20 protein-coding genes and 1 pseudogene are annotated in these 22,291 nt (G+C 68.8%); 13 read left to right on the top strand and 8 right to left on the bottom strand.

Annotated features, from left to right (window positions below):
- Positions 1-100 precede the first annotated feature (100 nt).
- The 7 genes from ACGFIV_RS35385 (at position 101) to ACGFIV_RS35355 (ending at position 6,596) form a co-directional block, all read left to right on the top strand.
- Positions 101-964, top strand: coding sequence for an MFS transporter (locus tag ACGFIV_RS35385; protein ID WP_392839408.1), 864 nt, complete (start codon positions 101-103; stop codon positions 962-964).
- Between the two features lie 67 nt (positions 965-1,031).
- A complete protein-coding gene (gene sigJ / locus ACGFIV_RS35380; RefSeq protein WP_358555132.1) occupies positions 1,032-1,976 on the top strand; it encodes an RNA polymerase sigma factor SigJ in 945 nt (314 codons plus the stop codon).
- 93 nt (positions 1,977-2,069) lie between these two features.
- Entirely contained in the window at positions 2,070-3,266 is a 1,197-nt protein-coding gene (locus tag ACGFIV_RS35375; protein ID WP_392839406.1) for an NAD(P)/FAD-dependent oxidoreductase, read from the top strand.
- Positions 3,267-3,622: 356 nt separating this feature from the next.
- Positions 3,623-3,982, top strand: a complete 360-nt coding sequence (locus ACGFIV_RS35370; RefSeq protein ID WP_358555127.1) for a hypothetical protein — start codon at positions 3,623-3,625, stop codon at positions 3,980-3,982.
- Positions 3,983-4,444: 462 nt separating this feature from the next.
- Entirely contained in the window at positions 4,445-4,594 is a 150-nt protein-coding gene (locus tag ACGFIV_RS35365; protein WP_358555124.1) for a hypothetical protein, read from the top strand.
- 59 nt (positions 4,595-4,653) lie between these two features.
- Positions 4,654-5,631, top strand: coding sequence for an MvdC/MvdD family ATP grasp protein (locus ACGFIV_RS35360; protein ID WP_358558266.1), 978 nt, complete (start codon positions 4,654-4,656; stop codon positions 5,629-5,631).
- Positions 5,628-6,596: a TIGR04500 family putative peptide maturation system protein gene (locus ACGFIV_RS35355; RefSeq protein WP_358558263.1), complete on the top strand. Its 969-nt coding sequence runs from the start codon at positions 5,628-5,630 to the stop codon at positions 6,594-6,596. The genes ACGFIV_RS35360 and ACGFIV_RS35355 overlap by 4 nt, the downstream gene beginning before the upstream one ends.
- Positions 6,597-6,689: 93 nt before the next feature.
- Here the strand turns inward: ACGFIV_RS35355 and ACGFIV_RS35350 are convergent, their stop codons facing one another.
- Both ACGFIV_RS35350 and ACGFIV_RS35345 read right to left on the bottom strand, forming a co-directional pair.
- Positions 6,690-7,562: a hypothetical protein gene (locus tag ACGFIV_RS35350; RefSeq protein ID WP_358558260.1), complete on the bottom strand. Its 873-nt coding sequence runs from the start codon at positions 7,560-7,562 to the stop codon at positions 6,690-6,692.
- Between the two features lie 277 nt (positions 7,563-7,839).
- Entirely contained in the window at positions 7,840-8,619 is a 780-nt protein-coding gene (locus tag ACGFIV_RS35345; protein ID WP_392839402.1) for a hypothetical protein, read from the bottom strand.
- Positions 8,620-8,780: 161 nt separating this feature from the next.
- Here ACGFIV_RS35345 and ACGFIV_RS35340 point away from each other — a divergent pair, with 161 nt between their 5' ends.
- From ACGFIV_RS35340 to ACGFIV_RS35325, 4 genes are all read left to right on the top strand, one after another.
- A complete protein-coding gene (locus tag ACGFIV_RS35340) occupies positions 8,781-10,007 on the top strand; it encodes an epoxide hydrolase (RefSeq protein WP_358558255.1) in 1,227 nt (408 codons plus the stop codon).
- 64 nt (positions 10,008-10,071) lie between these two features.
- A complete protein-coding gene (locus tag ACGFIV_RS35335; RefSeq protein ID WP_392839400.1) occupies positions 10,072-11,226 on the top strand; it encodes a sensor histidine kinase in 1,155 nt (384 codons plus the stop codon).
- A gap of 233 nt (positions 11,227-11,459) precedes the next feature.
- A complete protein-coding gene (locus ACGFIV_RS35330) occupies positions 11,460-12,068 on the top strand; it encodes a hypothetical protein (protein WP_358558251.1) in 609 nt (202 codons plus the stop codon).
- Positions 12,069-12,237: 169 nt separating this feature from the next.
- Complete coding sequence (locus ACGFIV_RS35325) at positions 12,238-12,519, top strand: hypothetical protein (RefSeq protein WP_358558249.1); 282 nt, start codon at positions 12,238-12,240, stop codon at positions 12,517-12,519.
- Positions 12,520-12,591: 72 nt separating this feature from the next.
- Here ACGFIV_RS35325 and ACGFIV_RS35320 read toward each other — a convergent pair whose 3' ends face one another.
- From ACGFIV_RS35320 to ACGFIV_RS35305, 4 genes are read right to left on the bottom strand one after another with little or no spacing between them, the layout of a single operon-like run.
- Positions 12,592-13,605, bottom strand: coding sequence for an ABC transporter permease (locus tag ACGFIV_RS35320; RefSeq protein ID WP_358558247.1), 1,014 nt, complete (start codon positions 13,603-13,605; stop codon positions 12,592-12,594).
- Positions 13,602-14,567, bottom strand: coding sequence for an ABC transporter permease (locus tag ACGFIV_RS35315; RefSeq protein WP_392839396.1), 966 nt, complete (start codon positions 14,565-14,567; stop codon positions 13,602-13,604). Before ACGFIV_RS35315 ends, ACGFIV_RS35320 begins: the two co-directional genes overlap by 4 nt.
- Positions 14,560-16,134, bottom strand: a complete 1,575-nt coding sequence (locus tag ACGFIV_RS35310; RefSeq protein ID WP_392839394.1) for a sugar ABC transporter ATP-binding protein — start codon at positions 16,132-16,134, stop codon at positions 14,560-14,562. The genes ACGFIV_RS35315 and ACGFIV_RS35310 overlap by 8 nt, the downstream gene beginning before the upstream one ends.
- Positions 16,135-16,184: 50 nt before the next feature.
- Positions 16,185-17,264 carry an ABC transporter substrate-binding protein gene (locus ACGFIV_RS35305; protein ID WP_358558241.1) on the bottom strand — a complete coding sequence of 360 codons (1,080 nt, stop codon included), beginning with the start codon at positions 17,262-17,264 and terminating at the stop codon, positions 16,185-16,187.
- Positions 17,265-17,587: 323 nt separating this feature from the next.
- On the opposite strand from ACGFIV_RS35305, the gene ACGFIV_RS35300 reads away from it, so the two are divergent.
- The gene (locus tag ACGFIV_RS35300) at positions 17,588-18,397 is read left to right on the top strand and encodes a DeoR/GlpR family DNA-binding transcription regulator (RefSeq protein WP_358558238.1); all 810 of its coding nucleotides are present in this window, start codon (positions 17,588-17,590) and stop codon (positions 18,395-18,397) included.
- A gap of 131 nt (positions 18,398-18,528) precedes the next feature.
- Positions 18,529-20,091 (top strand): sugar ABC transporter ATP-binding protein, encoded by a 1,563-nt coding sequence (locus ACGFIV_RS35295; RefSeq protein WP_358558235.1) that lies wholly within the window; start codon positions 18,529-18,531, stop codon positions 20,089-20,091.
- Here ACGFIV_RS35295 and ACGFIV_RS35290 read toward each other — a convergent pair.
- Entirely contained in the window at positions 20,084-21,415 is a 1,332-nt protein-coding gene (locus ACGFIV_RS35290) for a hypothetical protein (protein ID WP_358558232.1), read from the bottom strand. The two genes, ACGFIV_RS35295 and ACGFIV_RS35290, sit on opposite strands and share 8 nt — an antisense overlap.
- A gap of 120 nt (positions 21,416-21,535) precedes the next feature.
- Positions 21,536-22,291 (bottom strand): annotated as a pseudogene (locus tag ACGFIV_RS35285) (phospholipid carrier-dependent glycosyltransferase); the annotation flags it as partial.

Below are 22,291 nucleotides of genomic sequence, written 5' to 3'. Positions count from 1 at the left end.
GTGGATCAACAAACCACTCACGTCTCAAGACGACGGCGCTTCACCACAAACCACACAAGTAGCCTGATGTCTCAACACGTTTGACAGGTTCCGGGCCGCACTGCCGAACCTTGTCACCCGCCGGGAACTGTCACTGGCCCAGGCCGTGATCGGCAGCCTGTATTCGGCCGGCCTGCTTGTGGGAGCCGGTCTGGGAGGCGTGGTCACCGCGGCCTGGGGAACCTCGGCCACACTCCTCATCGATGGCGCCTCGTTTGTTTTCTCCGCGCTTCTTGTCGCGAGAATCAAGCGGCCCTTCTCCAGCGCCATGGCAATGCGCCGGCTGCGGATAGGAGCTGATACAGCCGAGCTCTGGCGGTTTCTGCGAACTACTCCGGTGGCGTCGGCCTTGCTGTGGCTGACCGCAGGGCTGCGTCTCTGCTACGGAATGGTCGGGCTCCTGCCCCTCTACGCCCTCGATCGCTTCCACGTCGGCGACGCGGGAGTCGGCGTCCTGTACCTCGGACAGGGGATTGGTGCCGTTCTCGGTCCCTTCGTGGGCAGACTGCTCACGTCGGGCTCAACACGCCGACGGCTGTACGTGGCTGCGGCGGCCTTGGCCACCTTCGGTCTCGGATACCTGTTCCTGGCCCACAGCACTCACCTCGGCCCAGGAATGGCCGCGGCCTTGGTGGGCCACATCGGAGTGGGCGCGTGCGCGATCCTTGCCCTCAATGGTCTGCAACTGACGACACCCGACCACATCCGTGGACGGGTCATGGTGTTCTTCTTCAGCCTCTCGTCCGCGTTCCAGGGAGTGTCGACACTTGCCGTCGCACCCATGGCCGCGACCATCGGGATGACCGATACCACTCGTCTCCTTGGGGTTTTCGCCATTTCCTACGCGATCATCTGGTCATTCGGGTCATCGCGGATCAGAGTCACACAGTTGGATACCCCCCATAAGGACGCCTTCGGTGCCTGACGATGACCCTGCGTCGTCAACGCTCAGAACGGCGGCTGATTCGCGCAGCGCGATTTAGGATCGGGCCATGCCCCTGGGCGCGAACGACATCGACCGGTTCGAGGCCTCCAGGCCGCGCCTGGAGGCCATCGCCTACCGCCTCCTCGGCTCCGCCGGGGAGGCCGAGGACGCCGTGCAGGAGACGTTCCTGCGCTGGCAGGCCGCCGACGTCGACCACATCGAGGTCCTTGAGGCCTGGCTGACCAAGGTCCTCACCAACCTGTGCCTCAACCAGCTCACCTCCGCGCGGGCGCGCCGCGAGACCTACGTGGGCCAGTGGCTTCCCGAGCCGCTGCTCGCCGGGGACCCGATGCTCGGCCCCGCCGAAACCGCCGAGCAGCGCGAATCGGTCTCGTACGCGATCCTCACCCTCATGGAGCGCCTCTCCCCGAACGAGCGGGCGGTGTACGTGCTGCGGGAGGCCTTCGCCTACCCGCACCGGGAGATCGCCGAGATCCTCGACCTCACCGAGGCGGCCAGTCAACAGATCTTCCACCGCGCCAAGAAGCACGTCGCAGGCGGCAAGGCCCGAACCGAAGTCGACGAGGCCACCGCCCTGCGGATCGTCAAGGAGTTCCTGGCGGCCGCCACCAGCGGTCAGACCGAGCCGCTCGTGCGCCTGCTCACCGAGGACGCCATCTCGATCGGAGATGGTGGCGGGAGGGTCCCGGCCCGCGCCAAGGCGTTCGAGGGCGCCGTCGCGGTCGCGAAGTTCCTGCGGGGCCTGTTCAAACCCGGCGAGGCCAAACGCGCCATCGTCGGCGGCGTGCCCGAGGTCTACGCCTGGACCGCCAACGGTGACCCCGCCGTCGTGGCCGTCGTGGACGGCCGGGTCGTCGGAGTCACGTGCCTGGAGGTCACCGCCGAGGGCATCACCGCAGTCCGCAGCCAGGTCAACCCCGGCAAGCTCGAACGCGCGACCGCGCGCTGGGCGGCCGCCGACCATGGGGAGTTCCTGTGCACAGCCTTCTAGCCAGTATGTGAGGTGCTTCACATCGCGTTCCTGTCAGGAAACGGTGGGCCGCCCGGTTCAGGTGGCAAACCTGCGCGAGACAGGAGCAAGGAAATGCAGCACCGCATCATCGTCCTGGGAGCCGGATACACCGGAGCCATCGCCGCCGGCCGCCTCGCAAAACGATTCCGCCGCGAGGACGTCGCCATCACCCTCGTCAACGCCGAACCCGACTTCGTCGAACGCGTCCGCATGCATCAGCTGGCGGCCGGCCAGGACCTCAAGCCCCGGCCGTTCAGTGAGATGTTCGCGGGCACCGGCGTCGAACAGAGGCTCGCGAAGGTCACCGGCGTCGACGTCGACCGCAAGACCGTCGCCGTCGTCGACGCGAACGGCGCTGAAGAACTCGCCTACGACACGCTCGTCTACGCCCTCGGCAGCGGCTGGAACGCCCAAGGTGTGCCTGGGACCGCCGAGCACGCCTATGAGATCGCCAGTCGCCCTGGAGCGCTCCGGCTGCGCGACCGTCTGGCCCGCCTCGGCGCCGGGCAGACGGTGGTCGTCGTCGGCGGCGGCCTCACCGGCATGGAGGCCGCGACCGAGATCGCCGAGGCCCGCCCGGACCTCGACGTCGCCCTCGCCGCCCGCGGCGACCTCGGGGACTGGCTCTCGCATAAGGGCCGCGAGCATCTGCGGAAGGCCTTCGGCAAGCTCGGGATCACCGTGCATGACCGCACCGCCGTCACCGGCGTCGAAGTCGGGCGCGTCGTCACCGCGGACGGCAAGGTCATCCCAGCCGCGGTCACCGTGTGGACAACTGGCTTCGCGGTCCACCCGATCGCGAAGGCCACCGCTCTGGAGGTCACCGGCACCGGCCAGATCGTGGTCGACGGGACCATGCGCTCGGTCTCGCACCCGGACGTGTACGCCGTCGGCGACGCGGCCATGGTGATGGGCCCCGGGGACAAACCGCTGCGGATGTCGTGCGCCTCGGGAGTTCCGACCGCGTGGCAGGCCGCCGACGCGATCGTGGCGCGCCTGACCGGCGGCAAGCTGCCGAACGTGCCGATCCGCTACCTCAACCAGTGCATCTCCCTGGGCCGCAAGGAGGGCTTGATCCAGTACGTCACCGCCGACGACCGCGCCGTGCGGGCGGTCCTGACCGGACGGCTCGCCGCCGTCTACAAGGAACTGGTCTGCAAGGGCGCCGCCTGGGGCGTCGCGAACCCGACCCTCGGGCTGCCTAGCCGGCGCCGCCGCGTCACGCGTGAGCGCACCGCGGCGGGCTCGGCCGTCGGGGCGCCGGCGTAGAGCACGAAGCGAAGCAGGTGCCCTTGATGCTGTCGAGCATTAAAGAAGACGGGCGAAAGAATCAAGAAGCCTCAGGGCGGGCACCCTGACGACCTCGACACCTCACAACCCCGGGAAACGACCACGGGAATTCCGGGAAGCGATCTTCCTGGCCCCCTCGTGAAACGATCCACCCACGTCAAAAGGTCACTGCCCGTCATGGGAAGTGGCCTTTTCGATCTCTGCAGAGCAATGTTGTACGGCGATGACTGTTCGAGTTGCTCGCCGAGCTTCTTGAGTGCCGTCCGCGTCGCCTCGGACGGCACCCTTCGACCATCGAGCGGGCGTCGAGAGACGTTCTGAGAGAAGGAGGACCCGTGACAGAGGCACGAGTGCTGGTGATCGGTCTCGATCCCGCCAAGCTCCAAGACTGGGACCCGGAGCCGATTCAGGCGGCGATAGCACGCGGTCAGGCCCGTTTCGGCGATCATGGTCTCGAGGCCGACTGGTGCCTGGTGGCACTCGACGAGAACCCCGAAGGAGTGATCGTCGAGGCGCTGACCCGCGAAGACTACGCCTGCGTGGTGATCGGGGGCGGCATCCGCAAGCACGAGCCGTTGCTCGAATTCTTCGAGAAGGTGGTCAACCTCGTCCGGCAGCACACGCCCGGCGCCGCCATCGCCTTCAACAGCAGCCCCGAGGACTGCGTCGACGCGGCTCAGCGTTGGCTGCGCTAGCCCACAGCGCCGCGGCGCGCGGGCGCCACCAGCCTGGCGTGCCTGACCGGACGTGACGTCCCTCAGGACCGCTCTCGGTACGTCCGGTGTCTCGTCCACCATCGGTCAGATCAGGGCGTCATGTTCGCCGGCATCGATGATGTCCGCGGAGATCGGATGCCAGTTGCTCAGGCAGCTCGCCGGAGCACTGAGCTTCGGGCGGACGGGCCGGCACCGCGCGGGCCGGCGGCATCCGAATGGTCTCAAGTGGGAAACGGTCATTTCAACCGCGGGAGCAAGAACAATCCTTCGTTCGCGCAGGTCACACATGTGCTCGTCAACACCTTGAGGGCAATCCAGGGAGCGACAAGCCGTGACCAAGCCGAATTCAAATGCCGGGTGATGTGCTTCGGAAATGAGCCGAAGACGTCTCCGCACCACTGCAGGCGGGGCACGCGGCTCACTGTGAAGGAAGGAAAGAACATGAACAAGAAGATCGTGAGTCTGGACGATCTCAGCAACGAGCCGACGGCCATCGATGAGGCCGACCTCTTCCTCGTCGCCGGTGGCATGATGTCCCGCTGCTACAGCACGGGTGGACACCCGGCCACCGACTGGGTCTCCGACTACTAAGAACAATCGGGGCCGCGTGGGAGGAGCGCACGCTCCTCCCACGCGGCTGAGGAGGCTACATGCTACTGATCCTTAGTGAATCCGGCGACGCCACCGTTGAACTGGTCCTGCCCAAGCTGAAAGCCCGGGGCGCGGAAGTTCTCTGGTGGGATCCCAGCGAGTATCCGGCCGCCACCCGACTGACCGTCCGATTCGAAGCCGACGGCCCCGAACTCGCCCTGGCCGGAGGTGGGCGTGCCGTCGACCTTTCCGAGACGACGGCCGTGTGGAACCGGCGCCCCGGGCAGCCTCGCGCCGCGGAAAGCGTCACAGCCGCCGATCAGCGGGATCGCGTGGCGGAACTCTCGGCGTGGTTTCTCGAAGGCTTCTGGGATCTGCTGGACGCGCGATGGTTGCCGGGCAGGCAGCCGGTGCTGCGCAGGGCGCACAACAAGCTGGTCCACCTGGCCCTGGCCCAGAAACTGGGCTTCGCCGTGCCGCGTACCGTGATCACCAACGATCCGTCCGAGCTGGTTCCCGCATATGAGCGGGCGGATGGCAGGCTCATCGCGAAGCAGATGGAACACACCCTGTTCGAGATCGACGGCGCGGTGCACGCCGTGTACACCACCGTCGTGGACCGAAGGGCTCTTGTGGGCCGCAACCGGATAGCCCACGAGCCGGCCATCTTGCAGCCGTATGTGCCCAAGGCCGTGGAGTTGCGGGTCACCGTGGTCGGGCGGCAGGTCTTCACCGCCGAGATCGCCTCGCAGGATTCTCCGCGCACGCGCGACGACTGGCGTCACTATGACTTCCAACGCGCCCGCCACAGCGTGCACAACCTTCCCGACGACGTCGCCCTCCGGTGCGTGGACCTGGTCGCCGCGCTCGGCTTGTCGTTCGGGGCGATCGATCTCATCCTGACCCCCGACGGGGAGTACGTGTTTCTAGAGATCAACCCGAACGGCCAGTGGGCCTGGATCGAGGATTTGACCGGCCTGCCCATCAGCGACGCCATCGCCGACTGGCTCATGGCCGGAGAAACGGACGCGCAATGACTGACTCTTCCCTCGGCCCGGCCCTCGAAAGCGGCGTGAGCCTGCTGCGCGGGCTGACCCGCCGGCGTTCCGCGGTGGAGGACGCGCATCGCACCGCCGCCGCCTGGGCCGAGTCGCACCCTTCGTTGGCCGCCCAGCTCGTGACCAGCCCGCGTCCCGGTTCGCCGGTCGTCGACTACGACCTGCTGATCGACGACCCTTCGGGCGGCACGATCATGCTCGGCGTGCAGGTGGACGACGGAGCGTCCTGGCTCGTTGATCATTCGACCCATTGGGCGGCCAGTAATCTGGTGACCGTCGACGGGCGGCACATCTCCATGTCCGAGGCGATGCTCATGCTCCGTTCGCTCACGCGCCCAGGGCAGTCGCCGCAGGAGGAGTTGGTGCGGAGTTGCGTCCTGCGCAACGCCGCCGCCGCCGAGCAGGTCACCCTGGAAGAGATCCAGGCGGCCGCGGACGGCTTCCGGAAGCGGCGCGGCCTCGTCACCCGCGACGCGATGCTCGATTGGCTGGAGCGGATGGGTCTGAGCGCCGAGACGTTCCATGACCACATGGCCACGGACGCCAGAGATCACAAGTTCCGCACCCGGATGCGCGCGGAGCTGGGCCCCGGCTATCTGGCCCGTCATCGCGACCGGTTCGCGCGGGTACGGGCGGCCTGGGTGCTGTCGGAGGACGCGATCGAGGTCGACGACCTCCGCGGCTCTCTCAGCGACCGATGGGACCTCCAACTGACCAGGGCACGGGCATGGTCCGGCGATCTGCCCGCACCCCTGCGGGAGGTACCGGCCGGAGGCGGAGTCGGACCGGTTCCCTACGATGGGCGGTTCCTGACGGGCTCGATCCTCGAACGGCAGGAGGCCGTGGAGGACGCGGACACGCTGAAGGCCGCAGGAGAGGCCGCCTTCGAACAGTGGCTGGCCGACGCCGCCGAGCAGGCGCGGATCACCTGGCACTGGCTTTGAGCCTGTCGTCCAACCCACCCGGTGCCGGCACCAAGGATGCCGGCACCCGGCGTCGCGGCGCTCAGGCGGCCGAGACCGTCGCGGAGAGGTCGATCACGACCATGGCGCTGCCGGGTACCACGGGATGATCTCCCGCCGGGCGAGCACCCGCACGTCCCAGTACAGGAAGGTGAACACCCCGGCGACGATCAGGGACGACGCCGTGAGCACCGCGATCCGGCTCGGCTTGGCCGTCAGCCACGCCTGAAGCCGGCTGCCCGCGACGAACGACAGGATCAGGAACAGCAGCGCCATGATGACGATGTTGCCGACCGACTGCAGGACGAAGGCCGCCGCGCCGTAGAGGGGGTTCCCGCTTTCCGCCGCGTCCCTGAACATCTGCCGGAACAGCCCGAACGGCCGTCCGATCAGGAACCCGCCGATCAGGGCTCCCATGAACACCATCGGCGCGTTGGGGAAGCGCCGGGAGACGCGGGCGAACGGGTCACGTACGACGCCGAGCGCGGCGAGCCCGAGGTACAGCATGGCCAGCCCGATCAGGCCGAACACCACCATCGACTGGATGTTGCGCGGCGAAAGGCCCACGGGTGAGGTCTGCGCGGTCGAGAACTGCGGCATGTTCGTGCCGACGAACCCGACGATCGCGCCGTAGACGGCGGATACCGTGATCATGCCGACCGCCAGCCAGCCCAGCGGTTTCAGCGCGTGGGTGAGGCGGTCCCATCGGCTGCCGACGTTGCCCATCATCGGGGCCACCGCGCCGAACGCGGCGATGTTGCAGGCGGTGAACGAGCCGGCGAGCCCGCTGACGAACGCGAATGCGATACCGGCGGCGATACCGGCGATCGGCGTTTCGCTCGCGTTATGGCCGAGCAGCGTGTCGGCGACGTTGCCGCCGATGGTCTGGTCGACGAATTCGGCCGACCAGATGACCGTTAAAAGAAAGCCCACAAGGCTGCTGACCAATATGACCAGCCCGCGTCTGCGCGGGAATCGCCCATTGACGAATGTCGATGTGGCCCTCGGTTCTTCCTCGGACTCCACGAGACCGAGCGTTTCGTTCGGGACATGCGTGCTGTGGTCTTGCGCCATGGCCATCTCCTCGAAAGTACGACAACAACTCGGCGAAACGTGACGTGCGAACCGCAGCCCTGTGGCCCGTTAGGCGATACCCTCGACAAAGCCGCGCGACACCCACGAATACCGCGCATTTGTGGGTGAACGGCGCGGCGCGCCGGCTGGCCTAGTGGTATTTGTACAGCCTGGTGGCGATCCGGCGGTTGTGGTCGAACACCGAGGCGCGGTATTTGCTTATGGCAAGGTCGCCATGTTCGGCCTTGCCGCAGGTGTTGAACCCGGCCAGTTGGTGGATCTCGAAACGCGCCGTCGGATCGCCCGCGACGAAGTACTCGGCACGGGCCTGACGCGTGTCGGCGCCCGTGTCACACGCGTAGACGAACGTGTCCTTCTCGGCGAAGCACATGCCGGCGACTCCCTTCGTCGAGGTGCAGACCTCCGACCGTGCCCGCGCGGTGGCCGGGGTCACCCGCGTTTCTCGCTTGACGGGATACTTGGTGGCGCCGCGAACCGTCTTCCATCGGCTGGCCTTGATCCGATGGTTTCCTCGGTACAGCGCGGCTCTGAAGGTGACGACCTTGCCGATGGCGCGGCTTCCCCGGATCTCGCCCTCGCCTGCCAGGTTGTGGATCACATACTTCGTGCCCAGGTAGCCGTTCAGGTAGTACTCGACCGTGGCATGGAGCTTGTCGGGCTCCGTGTCCTCGATCGAGATCCCCGGACGGTCGCTCTCGTCCGGTCCCACGCACGCGGCCGCGCCCCTGACGCGGACGCACTTGGGCGCCTCGTCACCGGCGGTGGGCAGGCCGGTGGCGGCGACGGGCGCTTCGCTGAAGGCGGGGATCGGCGCGGTCGCGGCGAGAGCGGATGCCGAGGTCAGGGCCGCCGTGGCGGCGGCGAGCGCGGTCACCGAGATCATGACACGTACAGAGAATCTTTGCTCCATGTCCACTTAGATGCCGACCAGCCCTGTTGTGTTCTGCCGTGTCGTCCCGGCGGGAAAATGCATAAGTAATTTAAATAAATGTCTGATACGTTCTCCTCGTGATGCCGAGGACCCCCGGGGGCGACAGGCGCCTCTGGCGTCCGCACCCGCGAAGGAACCCCATGGCCAACACGAAGATCCCGTTCGAACCGACGCCGATCCACGTCACCGACGCCGTTCTCGACGACCTCAAGGCGCGGCTGCGGCTCACCCGCCTGCCCGACGACACCGGCAACGACGACTGGCGCTACGGCATCAGCCGCGCCTACCTGGAAGAACTGGTCGGCTACTGGCTCCACCAGTACGACTGGCGCCGGGCCGAGGCCGCGATCAACGCCTACGAGCACTACCGGGTGAGCGTGGACGGCGTTCCCGTCCACTTCATGCGCAAGCCCGGCGTGGGCCCCGACCCCGTCCCGTTGATCCTCACCCATGGCTGGCCCTGGACCTTCTGGCACTGGTCCAAGGTCATCGACCCTCTCGCCGACCCCGCCGCCTTCGGGGGCGACCCCGCCGACGCCTTTGACGTCATCGTCCCCTCCCTGCCGGGCTTCGGTTTCTCCACTCCGCTGCCGGACAACCCGGACATGAACTTCTGGAAGGTCGCGGACCTGTGGCACACCCTGATGACCGGCACGCTGGGTCATGAGAAGTACGCCGCCGCCGGGTGCGACATCGGAGCCCTGGTCACCGGCCAGCTCGGGCACAAGTACGCCGGAGAGCTCCACGCCATCCATATCGGCTCCGGCCAGAAGCTCACCCTCTTCAACGGCGACCGCGCCTGGGACTTCAGCGGCGGCCTGCCCATCCCCGAGGGCCTGCCCGAGAGCGTCCACAGCCGGATTCTCGCCCTGGACCGGCGCTTCGCCGTCCACCTCGCCGCCCACGTCCTCGGATCCAGCACCCTCGCCCACGGCCTCAGCGACTCGCCCGCCGGCCTGCTGGCCTGGATGCTGGAGCGCTGGGCCAAATGGAGCGACAACCACGGCGACGTCGAGAATGTCTTCTCCAAGGACGACATCCTCACCCACACCATGATCTTCTGGGTCAACAACGCCATCGGTACCTCGCTGCGCTACTACGCCAACGCGAACCGTTACCCGTGGACCCCTTCCCACGACCGTCTGCCGGTCGTCGAAGCCCCGACCGGCATCACCTTCGTCGGGTACGAGAACCCACCCGGCGTCACCACCGAGCGGCGCGTCCAGAGCTTCCTCGACTCCGACCGAGCGGAGTGGTACAACCACGTCAACCTCACCGTGCACCACGACGGCGGCCACTTCATCCCCTGGGAGATCCCCGGCGGCTGGGTCGAGGACCTGCGTCGCACCTTCCGCCTCCAACGCTGAAGGGTCTCCCATCGACCGGCGAGGTGAGCCGCCGAGTCGTGTTCTTGCTGGTAGAAGCTGCAAGATGAGTGGTATGCGGGGAAATTTTGCTGGGTTCGCCGCACGGCGCCGGGGCGAGATCGGGGACGTGCTGCTGGCGGCCGCCGTCCTGGCGTTCACGATCCCGACGACGCTCATGGGCCGGTCCTTCTCGCTGCTGGCCAACGTGCCGGACTGGCTGGAGCTCCTCGCCGGGGTCGCAACGGCCGGCGCGATGCTGCTCCGGCGCCGTACGGCCTGGCCGATGATCGTCGGCGCGGTCGTCTGCGCCGTGCTGACCGGGCAGACCGTGCCGTTGGCCCTCGCCGCGTACTCGATGACCGCCGAGGACAGGGTGCGCCGCTGGCAGTGGGTCGCTGTGGCGCTGACGGGGGTCTACGTCGTGGCCGACTATGTGAACCCGTTCACCGACCAGTTCCTCTACCTGATCACGGTGCGGGCGCTGACACTGGTCTACCTGCCCGCGCTGGTCGGCACGTGGGTGCGTGAATACCGCAGCATGAACGCCGAGCTGCGGAGCGGGGTCCGGCTGCGTGAGCAGCACGCCGCCTCCCAGGAACGACGGTGGATCGCGGGGGAGCTGCACGACACCGTGACCCACGCGGTCACCGCCATGGTCCTCAACGCGGGCGTCATCCAGGACACCGAGGATCACGAAGAGATCGGCAAGCTGGCCACCGGCATCGAGGACAAGGGCGTCCAGGCGCTCACCGAGCTGCGCGGCCTGCTCACGGTGCTCCGGCGCGAGGAGGTGTACCAGTCGTCGCATGGCGTGGAGGCGATCCCCCGGCTGGTGGAGGAGGCGAAGGACATCGGCCTGCGGGTCAGCCTCCACCTCGACTTCCCGCAGGGCGCCCTGTCACCGCAACTGGAGCACGAGTGCTACCGGGTGGTCCAGGAAGGGCTCAACAACGTCCGCAAGCACGCGCCCGGATCGGATGTGCGGATCGTCTGCGAGGCCGACGGCGACGTCATGAGTGTCTCGGTGGTGAACACCCCGCACGGCAGGAGGGAGACCGTCCGCGAGTGCCCGGTCCTGGAGTCGGGCTACGGGCTGGCCGGCCTGTGGGAGCGGATCACCCTCGCCGGGGGACAGTTGGAGTCGGGGCCGACTCCCGAGGGCGGATACGCCCTGACGGCCCGCATCCCCTTCCAGCCGTCCCGAGCGGGCAAGTCGTAGATCGACCGGCGCGACCGTAGCCGTTAGGCGTAAACGGAGGAGTAGGGGGATAGGCCGAATAAGGCTCCTTTCCAGCGAGAAAGATATATGTCTTCTTTGCCGTTCGAGGTGTTTACCTGATAACCGCCGAACGAAGCTCCGGGGCGTGTCAGAGTGGAGAAACCCGCGCTTGTGCGGGCGTCGATATTCGTATGGTCTCGCGCCGGCACGCGTCTAGTCCCTCGGAGGTCTGAGTGGCGATAGTCGACAACGGGGATGGGAAGACGGCCGGGTGGCCGCGCGTTCTGGTGCCCGCCCTCATCGGCACCGCCGCGGTGCTCATCGCCTCCGCGATCGGCTACTCCGCCACGACTCCGGGCAAGTCACCCCCGTCCGCCCCGGTCGCCTCCCAGAGTTCCTGCGAGCGGCTGGCGTCGCGGGTTCCCGTGCGTCAGGTGAGCGCCGCCATCGTGTTCCCCGAGGTGTCGTACGCGGTCGACGACGCCGGTGACCGGCCCCGCATCGATCTGGCCGGGAGCTACCGGGGCACCATCGACGAGGGCATGCGCGTCGCCGTCATCGCGCAGGCCGACCCCCGCTCGTACGACTCGACGCCCGAGCGCCACCCCGGGGACGGTCGTTACTACTACGAGCAGGAACTGCAGGTCGACGAGGAGGCGCACTGCTGGTCGGCGCTGTCGCTCAACCCCGCCTACAGGGGGTCGAGCGGGCTGGTGTGGCATATCTACCTGGTCCTGGTCCCCGCTGACTTCGGCGTCACGTCCGTTTCGGCGCGCAACGAGGTCGAGGACGCCGTCTTCAACGGCCTGGACGTGCTCGCCGCGTTCACGGTCCGCACCTAACCTCCCCTAATACCAATATATCCGCTCAATACGGGCATAAGGCCGCGTCTATAGGAATTACCTCTAATCTCCTTATCCATCCCTATCGTTACCAGCCAGGACGAAGGGTAGGAACGTAGCGTCAAGACGCCGCTATCAAGGGGGGCATATGATCAGGACACTCCACCGAATGGGAATCCGATCCGGCATGATGTACACGGCCGGCATCATCTCCGTCGGCGCGTCATTCGCTACGTGGCTTCTGTCCAAGGAGTACGAGCAGGATCTCGCCCGCGCCGACCGCTGGGGCCTGTTCGTCGGCGAGTGGGCGCCGACCTTCTTCGCGATCGGCGTCGCCCTCAGGATCGAGGAGACCCGTGAGGAGGTCATGACCGGCCGCACCGAGGAGGACCGGCGTCAGCAAGATCGTATGGGCCGCCGCCTCGGTGGCCGCATGACCGCCGGGGTCTAGCGGAGCCACGGGCCTGGAACCCCGGAACACGGCCGGCCGCTCGCCCGGAGGGGCATGCGGCCGGCCGCGCTTTCAGTTCAGTCGTCGCGCCTTGCCGAGCAGGCGCTGCGCGATCACCACCAGGGCGAGGAACCCGCCGCTGACCACCTGCTGGAAGGACGAGGTCAGGTCGCCGATCTGGTTGATGAGGCTCTGGATCACCCCGAGCAGCAGCACCCCCGCGACCGTGCCGGTCACCCCGCCCGCGCCCCCGGTGAGCAGGGTGCCGCCGATGACCACCGCCGCGATCACGTCCAGCTCCAGCCCGATGCCGAGGATGGTGACCCCGGAGGACAGCCGGGCCGCGTTGAGCGCGCCCGCGAGCCCGGCGAGCAGGCCGGACATCAGATACACCAGGACCTTGGTGCGGGCGACGGGGACGCCCATCAGCGTCGCGGCGTGCTCGTTGCCCCCGATCGCGAACACGTTCTGGCCGAACCCCGTGCGTTGCAGCAGGAGCATCCCGAGCAGCGCGAGCACGGCGGCGACGTAGACGGGGTAGGTCAGGCCGAACAGCTCCCCCTGCCCGAGGCGGGCGAAGGCCGGGTCCTTGACCAGGTAGGTCGTCGCGCCCTCGTCCGAGATCGCGAGCATCAGCCCGCGCACGCCGAGCAGGCCGGCCAGCGTCACGATGAAGGGCGCCATGCCGGTCCGCGCGATGATCAGACCCTGGACCAGCCCCACCGTCCCGCACACCGCCAGGGGGAGCAGCAGCGCCACCACGACCCCCGCCTGCGAGCCGTACGCCGCGAGCACGCCGCCGAGGACGAACAGCGACCCCACGGACAGGTCGATGCCGCCACTGATGATCACGAACGTCATGCCGAGCGCGATGACGGCCAGGAACGACGACGAGACCACGATGCTCGCCGCGTTCTCCGCCGTGGCGAAGAAGTCGAAGGCGACGCTGCCGGCCGCCACCAGAGCCACCAGGACGATGAGGGCCCCGTGGTGCTGGAGGACGTGGCCGAGCCGCTCGCGCCGCGCCGCGCCCGCGCTCCGAACGGCCGGGGCCTCGAACGCGGGAACCACTTTGGAGTCGGTCATCGCGCTCCACGCTCCCGGGTGACGTACACGGCGGCGAGGATGATGACCGCCTGGACCATCTGGGTCCACGACTGGGGCAGGTTGTGCTTGATCAGTGTGGCCGACAGCAGTTGCATCAGCAGGGCCCCCATGACGGTGCTGAAGACCCTGATGCGCCCTCCGGCGAGCGGGGTGCCGCCGACGACGACAGCGGTGATCGCGGAGAGCTCGATGAACAGGCCGAGCGAGGTGGGGTCGCTGGCCTGCAGCCGGGCCGTGGCCAGCACTCCCGCCAGCGCCGCCAGCACCCCGGAGATCATGTAGACCGTGAGCAGCACCCGTTTCACCGGCAGGCCGGAAAGCTCGCTCGCGGTGCGGTTGCCGCCGATCGCGACGACCTGCCTGCCGAAGGTGGTCCGCCGTACGAGGAACGCGACCAGAAGGGTCAGCGCCGCCGCGATGATCACGATGATCGGCACGCCCGCCACGGAACTGCTGCCGAGCGCGATGAGGTCCGGGTTGCGGAACTCCATGAGCTGCGGCACGAGCACGTTCGCCACACCGCGCACGCCGACCAGCAGGGCGAGCGTGGCCACGATGGGTTGCACGCCCACGTACGCGACCAGGGAGCCTCCGGCCGCCCCGACGGCGGCGCCCGCGGCGAGCGCGACCAGCAGGGCGGGCAGCACGCCGTACCCGAGGTAGAGCACCACCATCGCGGCCGACAGCGCCATCACCGACCCGACCGACAGGTCGATGCCCTGCGTGCCGATCACCAGCGCCATCCCCAGCGACACGATCACGATCGGCGTGACCTGGACGAGCTGGGTACGGAAGTTCGCGACGTCCAGGAACCGGGGGGTGAACAGCACGTTGAGGACCAGCAGGGTCAGCACCGCGGCGTAGACCCCGTACTCCTGGAGCCAGGTGAACAGCCGCGCCCGGTCGGCGGGCGGGAGCGCCGTCGTCGTCGTGTCAGTCATGGGATTCCGCTCGTGAGGAGTGATCCGCCCGTGCCGTCGAAACGGAGTGGTCGGCGATCGAGGCCATGATCCCTTCCACGGTGACGTCGACGCCGGACAACTCGGCCACGACGGCTCCCTCGCGGAGCACGATGATGCGGTCGGACCCCTCGGCGAGCTCCTCCAGGTCCGAGGAGATCAGCAGTACGCCCAGGCCCTCGCCGGCCAGCTCGTCGATCAGCGCCTGGACCTCGGCCTTCGCGCCCACGTCGATCCCTCGGGTGGGCTCGTCGAGCAGCAGGACCTTGGGCCGCATCGCGAGCCACCGGGCGAGGAGCACCTTCTGCTGGTTCCCGCCGGACAGCTCGGACACCTTCTGGTGGGGCGAGGACGCCTTGATCCGGAGCCTTCGCATGAAGGTGCCGACGACCTCGTCGATCCGGGCGTCCGACACCACCCCACCTCGGGCGAGGAACGGAAGCGAGGCCAGCGCGATGTTCTCGCGCACAGAAAGGTTGGGGATGATGCCCTCGGCCTTGCGGTCCTCGGGCAGCAGGCTGACTCCGGCACGGATCGCCGTGGTCGTGGAGCCGCGCCGCAGCGGGAGCCCGGCCACGATCACCTCCCCGGAGTCGAGCGGCTGCGCCCCCATGATCGCCTTGGCGGTCTCGCTGCGGCCCGCGCCGAGCAGCCCCCCGAGCCCGACCACCTCACCCGGCCGCACGCTGACCGAGACCTCCCGGAGTACGTGCCTGCGGCTGAGCCCGCGTGCCTCCATCACCGGCTCACCGGTGGCGGCCGCGGCGTGGTCGCGGGAGAACCTCGTCGCTCCGCTCGCCCTGACCTCGTTGAGATCGCGGCCGAGCATGAGCGAGATGAGCTGGAGCCGCCCAAGGTCCGCGATCGGCCCGGAGTGCGCCAGCCGTCCGTCCCGCAGCACGGTGACCCGGTCGCACACCTGGTACAGCTCGTCGAGCCGGTGGCTGACGTAGATCACGGCGATCCCGTCGTCGCGGAGCCGCCTGATCACCCCGAACAGCGTCTCCACCTCGCGGGGCTCAAGGGAGGAGGTGGGCTCGTCCATGATGACGACCCTGGCGTCCACCGAGATGGCCCTGGCCAGGGCCACCATCTGCTGGGCGCCCACGCCCAGCGTGCGGAGGGGGCGCCGCACGTCCGTCCGCACCCCGTAGCCGGTGAGGACGCGCTCCGCCTCCGCGTACATGCGGGCGGCGTCGATCACCCCGAGCCGGTTGCGGGGTTCGCGTCCGAGTAGCAGGTTGCGGGCCACGCTCATCATCGGGACGAGGTTGATCTCCTGATAGATCGTGGAGATTCCCGACCGCTGGGCGTCGAGCGGGGTGGCGAAGGCCGCGGGCTCGCCCAGGTACCGCAGCTCGCCGCCGTCCGGCTGGTAGACGCCCGTGAAGATCTTGATCAGCGTCGACTTCCCGGCGCCGTTCTCGCCGACCAGTGCGTGCACCTCGCCCGGACGTACGGTGAACGACACGCCGTCGAGCGCGACCACGCCGGGAAACCGCTTTGTGATCTCGCCGGCTTCCAGGACGGGCTCGTCGGATGTGCCCAATGGCTTCCTCCTCCACGTCGCTTCCGGGTACGGACGACGCCGTTCCACGATCAGTAGGCCTCGTCCAGGCCCGCCTTGGCGCTGTCCTCCCCGTACTCCCGGTCGGAGATGATGACCTTGTCGGGGATCGGCTGGCCGTCGAGGAACTTCTGGGCGGTCTCGAAGGCGAGCGGGCCGAACCTCGGGTTGGATTCGATCACGGAGTACAGCCAGCCGTCGATGATGCCCTGAACCGCGCTGCGGGTGCCGTCCACCGACACGATCTTGATGTCGCCGGCCTCCTTGCCGGCGCCCTTGAGGGCGGTCACGGCGCCGAGCGCCATCTCGTCGTTCTCCGCGTAGATCCCGTTGATGTCCGGGTTCGACTGGATGAGCTGCTCGGTGACCTGCTGGCCCTTCTCCCTGGCGAACTCCCCGGTCTGCTCGAAGGAGATCTGGATGTCCGGGGCCTGCTTCGCCACCTGGTCCTTGAAGCCGTTGGTGCGCTCGGTGGTCACGTTGTTGCCGGGGGCGCCCAGCAGGATCGCGACCTTGCCCTTGCCGCCGAGCGCCTTGATCATCTGGTCGGCCGCGCGCTTGCCCTGCTCGTAGAAGTTCGACCCGATGAACGTCAGGTAGTCCCCGCACGACTTGGCGTTGATCTTCCGGTCGACCGTGATGATCGGGATCTTCTTGGCCGAGGCCTGCTGGAGCACGGGCTCCCAGCCGTCGGAGTTCAGCGGGGCGATGACGAGCAGTTGAGCACCCTGCGCGATCAGCTGCTGGACGTCGGTGATCTGCTTGGAGAACTGGGACTGCGCGTTGGTCACCCTGAGCTTCTGGATGCCCAGCCTGGCCGCCTCGTCCTTGATCGACTTGGTTTCGGCGATGCGGAAGGGGTTGGCCTCCTTCTCCGACTGCGAGAAGCCCACCGTGGCGGTCTTGAGGTCGAACTTCTCGCCGCCGAACTGGTCGAGCGTGCAGGTCGGCCCGGCTTCGCCGGTCGGCGTCCGCACGACCTGCTGTCCCTGGGTGCTGCTCGCGGCCGGCGCGGCCGTGGTCTCCTCTGACTTGGCGCAGCCGACGGCCGCGAGGACCACGGCGAGGGTGACGGCGGCCGTCCGTACATGGCGGCCGGGCTCCATGGTCATGATCGTCTTTCCCTTCGAGCTGACGTGCCCGCGCGGCCACGTCTGGTGGGGTGATCGGTCCGTCCATCGCGGGGGGGCCTTTCCGCATAAGACGGGAGGCCGAGCCTTTTCGCACAAAACCGAACAGGTCCGGACTTATGAAGACCTCAAATAAGCACCGCCGAACGGAAACAGTCAAGGGTTCCGATCGCAAACGCTCGAACTCGGTCACCATCGAAGGCGGAGCAGGCGGTCGGCGCTCGGCTCGCGGGGACCTGGGCGGCCGACTATGATCAGAATCGGGCAAGTGTTATACGTGCGGCACGGATGACAAGGTGGGAGCCGTGGGCGACACCGAGGGTTCGGGGGAAGTCCGCCGGCCCGTGTTCGCCGCCGAGCGCCGGCAGCGCATCATCGAGCTGGTGCGCGTCAACGGCGCGGTCTCGCTCAGGGAGCTCGCCCTGGCGGTGCGCTCGTCGGAGGTCACGGTGCGCCGCGACCTGCGCGCGCTGGAGGCCGAGGGCCTGCTCAACCGCCACCACGGCGGCGCGACGTTGCCCGGTGAGCTGTCGCGGGAGCCTACCCACTCGCAGAAGGCGCAGGTCGCCTCCGTCGAGAAGAGCGTGATCGCCGACCTCGCGGCGTCCCTGGTCGAGGACGGCGACGCCATCGTGGTCGGGCCCGGCACGACCACCCAGGAGTTCGCCCGCAGGCTGACCAGGAACACCGAGCTCGCCGTCGTGACGAACTCCCTCCTGGTCGCCCAGGCGCTCGCCGGCTCGCCGCGCGTCGAGGTGGTCCTCACCGGCGGCACGCTGCGCGGCTCCATCCACGCCCTCGTCGGCAGCGCCGCCGAGCACTCGCTGGCGGGCCTGCGCGTGCGGCGGGCGTTCATCTCTGGCAACGGGCTCTCCGCCGAGCGCGGGCTCTCGACCCCGAACCTGCAGGTGGCCAGCGTCGACCGCGCGCTCGCGGCGGCGGCGGAGGAGGTCGTCGTGCTGGCCGACCACACCAAGATCGGCATCGACACCATGGTGCAGACGGTCGCGACCGAGCAGATCGACCACCTGGTCACCGACGACGCGGCCCCCCGGGACGTGCTCGACGAGCTGGGCAACAAGGGCGTACGGCTGCACGTGGCGCGGCTCGGGTGACCTTGACTGGTTTTGATCGGCCGTGACCGGATGAGCTTCTTTCTGTTACGGGATTGTTTCCTTTCCCGATCACCATCGGTCCCAACGAGGTGTCTCCTCTCGCCCAGGCAGGCCGTCCGGGGAGGAAGCTGGTGACAGGTAGCAGCATGGTCCTCCAGGCCGCGGGCGTCCTGAAGAGCTTCTCCGGCGTCCGGGCGCTCGACCACGTCTCCGTGGCCATCGCCGAGGGGGAGGTCCACGCGCTCATCGGCGGCAACGGCGCGGGCAAGTCGACCCTGGTCAACCTGTTCTCCGGGGTGTGCCAGCCCGACGGGGGAGAGCTGCGCTACATGGGCGAGCCCGTGAGGTTCGGCGGCCCCCTCCAGGCGCTGCGCGCGGGCATCGCCACGATCTACCAGAAGGGCAACCTCGCTCCCCAGATGAGCGTCGCCCGCAACATCTTCCTCGGCCGGGAGCCGCGCGGGCGCTTCGGCCTCATCGACTTCGCCCGCATGCACGCGGACGCGGAGGAGATCCTCGCCGGGTACGGCGTGCGCGCCGACGTCCGCAGGCCGGTCGCCTCGCTCGCCGCGGGGACCCGGCAGATGGTCGCCCTGGCGCGTGCCGTCTCGGCCGGAGCCCGGGTCGTGATCATGGACGAGCCCACGTCGTCGATGGAGCCCGGCGAGATCGAGACGCTGTTCCGCGTCATCGGCGCGCTCCGCGACGGCGGCCGGTCGGTGGTCTACGTGAGCCACCGGCTGGAGGAGCTCTACCGCGTCTGCGACCGGGCCACCGTCCTGCGCGACGGCAAGGTCGTCCACACCGGTCCCATGGCCGGCCTCGACCGCTTCAGGCTCGTATCGCTGATGCTGGGCAGGCCCTTCCACCCGCCGCGGGCGCCGGTGGACGGCGGCGGCGGCCCCGCCGACGAGCCGGGCGACCTGCCGGTCCTCTCGGCCAGAGGGCTCAGCCGGCGGCACGTGCTGACCGACATCTCCATCGCCCTGCGCCCCGGAGAGGTGGTCGGCCTCGGCGGGCTGCTCGGCGCCGGGCGCAGCGAGACCGCACGGGCCATCGCGGGCGTGGAACCCGTGGACGCGGGACAGGTGACGGTGGCGGGCGCCCCGCTGGGCAAGTGGTCGATCAAGAGCGCCATCAGGGCCGGCGTCGGGCTGGTCCCGGAGAACCGCAGGACCGAGGGGATCATCCCGACCCTCTCCGTGCGGGACAACATCGCCCTCGCGGCGCTGCCCCGCCTCTCGCGGGCCGGCATCGTGTCGGACGCCCGTGTCGACCGCATCGTGGCGACCTTCATGCGGCGGCTGCGCATCAAGGCCGTGTCACCCGGCCAGCGGGCCGGAGAGCTGTCGGGAGGCAACCAGCAGAAGGTGCTGCTCGCCCGCTGGCTCGCGATGAACCCCAAGGTGCTCCTGCTGGACGAGCCCGGTCACGGTGTGGACGTGCCCAGCAGGGCGGAGATGCGGTCGCTCATCGACGAACTGGCCGTCGACGGGCTCGCCGTGCTGCTGATCTCCTCGGACGTGTCCGAGCTCGTGGAGAACTGCGACCGCGTCGTGGTCCTGCGGGACGGCAGCGTCGCCAGGGAGCTCACCGGCCACGACGTGACCGAGGACAACATCATGTCCGCCATCGCGGCCACCGGCCGCGGAAGCGCCTCCGGCCTGGGAAGCGCCGCCGCTGACCTCAGGTGAGGGTGACGTACTGCCGGGGGCGCAGGGCCTGCCCGCGGAGGGCGGCGAGGGCGGCGGCCCGGCCGGTCGGGGTCAGCTCGGCCGGGGCCGGCTCCGCCGGGGCCGGCGCGCCGGGCCGGGAGGCGGGGGTGACGCACAGGTCGAACGCCTCCAGCCGGTGGCGCAGCTCCACCAGGGGACCGGCCACATCGGCGGGGGTCGCCGTGCGCCAGCCCTCACCCACGACCACCTCGGTGACCCGCTCGGCCAGCGACCCGGAGGGCAGCTCCTTGCCGTCGGTCAGCAGCATCAGCCCGACCTCGCGCACCGACATCTCCATCTCGCGCTCGCCGGGCGCGGGGGTGAGCAGCGCCAGCGACGCGGCCTGCCACATGGCCTCGGGGTCGTCGAGCAGCCGCCTGCCCGTCGCGGTGATCAGAAGCCTCCTGCCGGTGCGGTGCACCGCCCCCATCTCGTGCTCGGCGATGCGGCGCAGGGCGCGCAGGGCGGTGATGCCGCTCTCGCTGCGCGTGCCCGTCATCGCCCAGCCGAACCGCTCGGCCGCCTCGACGACGAGCGCGCGGGCGATGTTGTGCCGTTGGGTGAGCGGCACGCCCTCGGGGCGGGCGGCCGTCTCCAGCAGCCAGCGCAGGGCGGCGAAATGGGATCCGCCGGGGACGGGGATGGGCGCGTGGAGGCGTACCTCGAAGGGCTGTGCCAGCTCGCGGCGGGCGGCGCCACGGCCGAGCACCCACCGGTTGAGGCGCTCGCCGTGTACCCGGTTGAGCCAGTTGTCGCCGCCCAGCTCGGTGCGGGGCGCCGTGAGCCAGCGGCGGGTCAGCGCCTCCGCGTGGGTCTTCCAGCTACTCGCGGCCGGCTCCAGTTCGCCGGACACGATGGCGATCTCCAGCGCGGCCGAGCAGGCGAGATGGGCGCCTAACTCCTCCGGGCCCATGATCGAGCTCCAGCGGAGCTCCGGCACGTCGGGCGGCAGCACGCCGGTGGCGCCGAGGGCGCGCTGGTAGGCCGCCGTCCCGGCGTCCTCGCCCTCGCGGTCGTACGTGCGCAGGATCTGGGAGGTGGTCGGAGACGCGCACAGGGCGGCGTAGCGCTCCATGCCTCCGAGCCGCAGCAGTCGTCCGAGTGCCCGGGCGATGTCGCCATGGTCGCCGGTCACCTTGAGCGGCAGCGTGTACCAGAGGAACTCGCACACGTCGAGCTGAGTGATCGTTTCGAGCGGCTCGGCGCCGGTCAGCCATTCGACGGCGGTCCTGGCGTCGTCGGCGACGTCCGGATCGGAGCGCTCGAGCTCTGTCAGGAGCGCGGCAACGTCGGGTGCAGGCATGCCCCGCAGTCTGCCGTATAGGCCTGGGCCCTGACGACGACCACCACCACGGACGATTTCCACGTCACCTACCTGTAAGGCCAGAACGAGCAGAAGGGCTGAGTTGTGCGGGTTGAGGCGTCATATCCAGCGGTCGAACAGCATGCGCCGATGCCAATCGTCGTAGGGAATGATCTCGGCGGCGATAACGGGGTACAGCCACCAGAAGTTAATCAGTGCGACGAGCACGAAGGCACCAGAAAGCGAAGCTCCGATGATCCGCCGCACCGGCTCGCCGTCGGCCGGTCCGATGAGCAGACCGGCGGCGAGCACCAGCGCGAGGATCATGAACGGCAGCATGGGCGCCGTGTAGAACATGAACATCGTGCGCTTGTCGGCCAGGGCGTAGTAGACCCAGGGCAGCGCTCCGACCCCGTACGCGAGCAGCACGGCGCCGGCCCGCCAGTCGCGGGTGGACACGTACCAGACGATCATCGCGAGCAGGGCGGCGATCGCCCCGAACCAGATGACGGGGGTGCCCACCCCGAGCACGGCCTGCGAGCACCTCGCAGCCCCGCACCCGCTGGGGCTCTCGTAGAAGAACGCGACCGGCCGCAGCAGCAGGGGCCACTCCCACGGCCACGACTGGTACGGATGGGACGAGTCGAGGCCGGTGTGGAAGTTCAGGACCATCCACTGGTAGTTCCACCAGGAGCGCAGGGAGTCGAAGACGAAGTATCCCCAGCCGCTGGAGGTGGCCTGGGCCCAGTTGCGGCCGTACCCGTACGCGGTGGCGAACCAGCCGGTCCAGGTCAGCATGTACCCCACCGCCGGGACCACCGCCATCGCCAGCACACTGGTCGGCGCGTCCTGCCCCAGCACCCCCGCGTACGGCCT

Source organism: Sphaerisporangium sp. NPDC049003 (assembly GCF_043197795.1).
Lineage (GTDB): Bacteria > Actinomycetota > Actinomycetes > Streptosporangiales > Streptosporangiaceae > Sphaerisporangium.
Note: the sequence above shows the minus strand (reverse complement) of the source record. Positions and strands in the feature narration are given on the sequence as shown.

Excerpts from the sequence above, each read along its gene's own strand:
- ACGFIV_RS35335 (WP_392839400.1), top strand. The coding sequence starts at position 10,072 with ATGAGTGGTATGCGGGGAAATTTTGCTGGGTTCGCCGCACGGCGCCGG.
- ACGFIV_RS35355 (WP_358558263.1), top strand. The coding sequence starts at position 5,628 with ATGACTGACTCTTCCCTCGGCCCGGCCCTCGAAAGCGGCGTGAGCCTG.
- ACGFIV_RS35360 (WP_358558266.1), top strand. The coding sequence starts at position 4,654 with ATGCTACTGATCCTTAGTGAATCCGGCGACGCCACCGTTGAACTGGTC.
- ACGFIV_RS35375 (WP_392839406.1), top strand. The coding sequence starts at position 2,070 with ATGCAGCACCGCATCATCGTCCTGGGAGCCGGATACACCGGAGCCATC.
- ACGFIV_RS35340 (WP_358558255.1), top strand. The coding sequence starts at position 8,781 with ATGGCCAACACGAAGATCCCGTTCGAACCGACGCCGATCCACGTCACC.
- ACGFIV_RS35365 (WP_358555124.1), top strand. The coding sequence starts at position 4,445 with ATGAACAAGAAGATCGTGAGTCTGGACGATCTCAGCAACGAGCCGACG.
- sigJ (WP_358555132.1), top strand. The coding sequence starts at position 1,032 with ATGCCCCTGGGCGCGAACGACATCGACCGGTTCGAGGCCTCCAGGCCG.
- ACGFIV_RS35320 (WP_358558247.1), bottom strand. The coding sequence starts at position 13,605 with ATGACCGACTCCAAAGTGGTTCCCGCGTTCGAGGCCCCGGCCGTTCGG.
- ACGFIV_RS35325 (WP_358558249.1), top strand. The coding sequence starts at position 12,238 with ATGGGAATCCGATCCGGCATGATGTACACGGCCGGCATCATCTCCGTC.
- ACGFIV_RS35290 (WP_358558232.1), bottom strand. The coding sequence starts at position 21,415 with ATGCCTGCACCCGACGTTGCCGCGCTCCTGACAGAGCTCGAGCGCTCC.
- ACGFIV_RS35305 (WP_358558241.1), bottom strand. The coding sequence starts at position 17,264 with ATGACCATGGAGCCCGGCCGCCATGTACGGACGGCCGCCGTCACCCTC.
- ACGFIV_RS35345 (WP_392839402.1), bottom strand. The coding sequence starts at position 8,619 with ATGGAGCAAAGATTCTCTGTACGTGTCATGATCTCGGTGACCGCGCTC.
- ACGFIV_RS35315 (WP_392839396.1), bottom strand. The coding sequence starts at position 14,567 with ATGACTGACACGACGACGACGGCGCTCCCGCCCGCCGACCGGGCGCGG.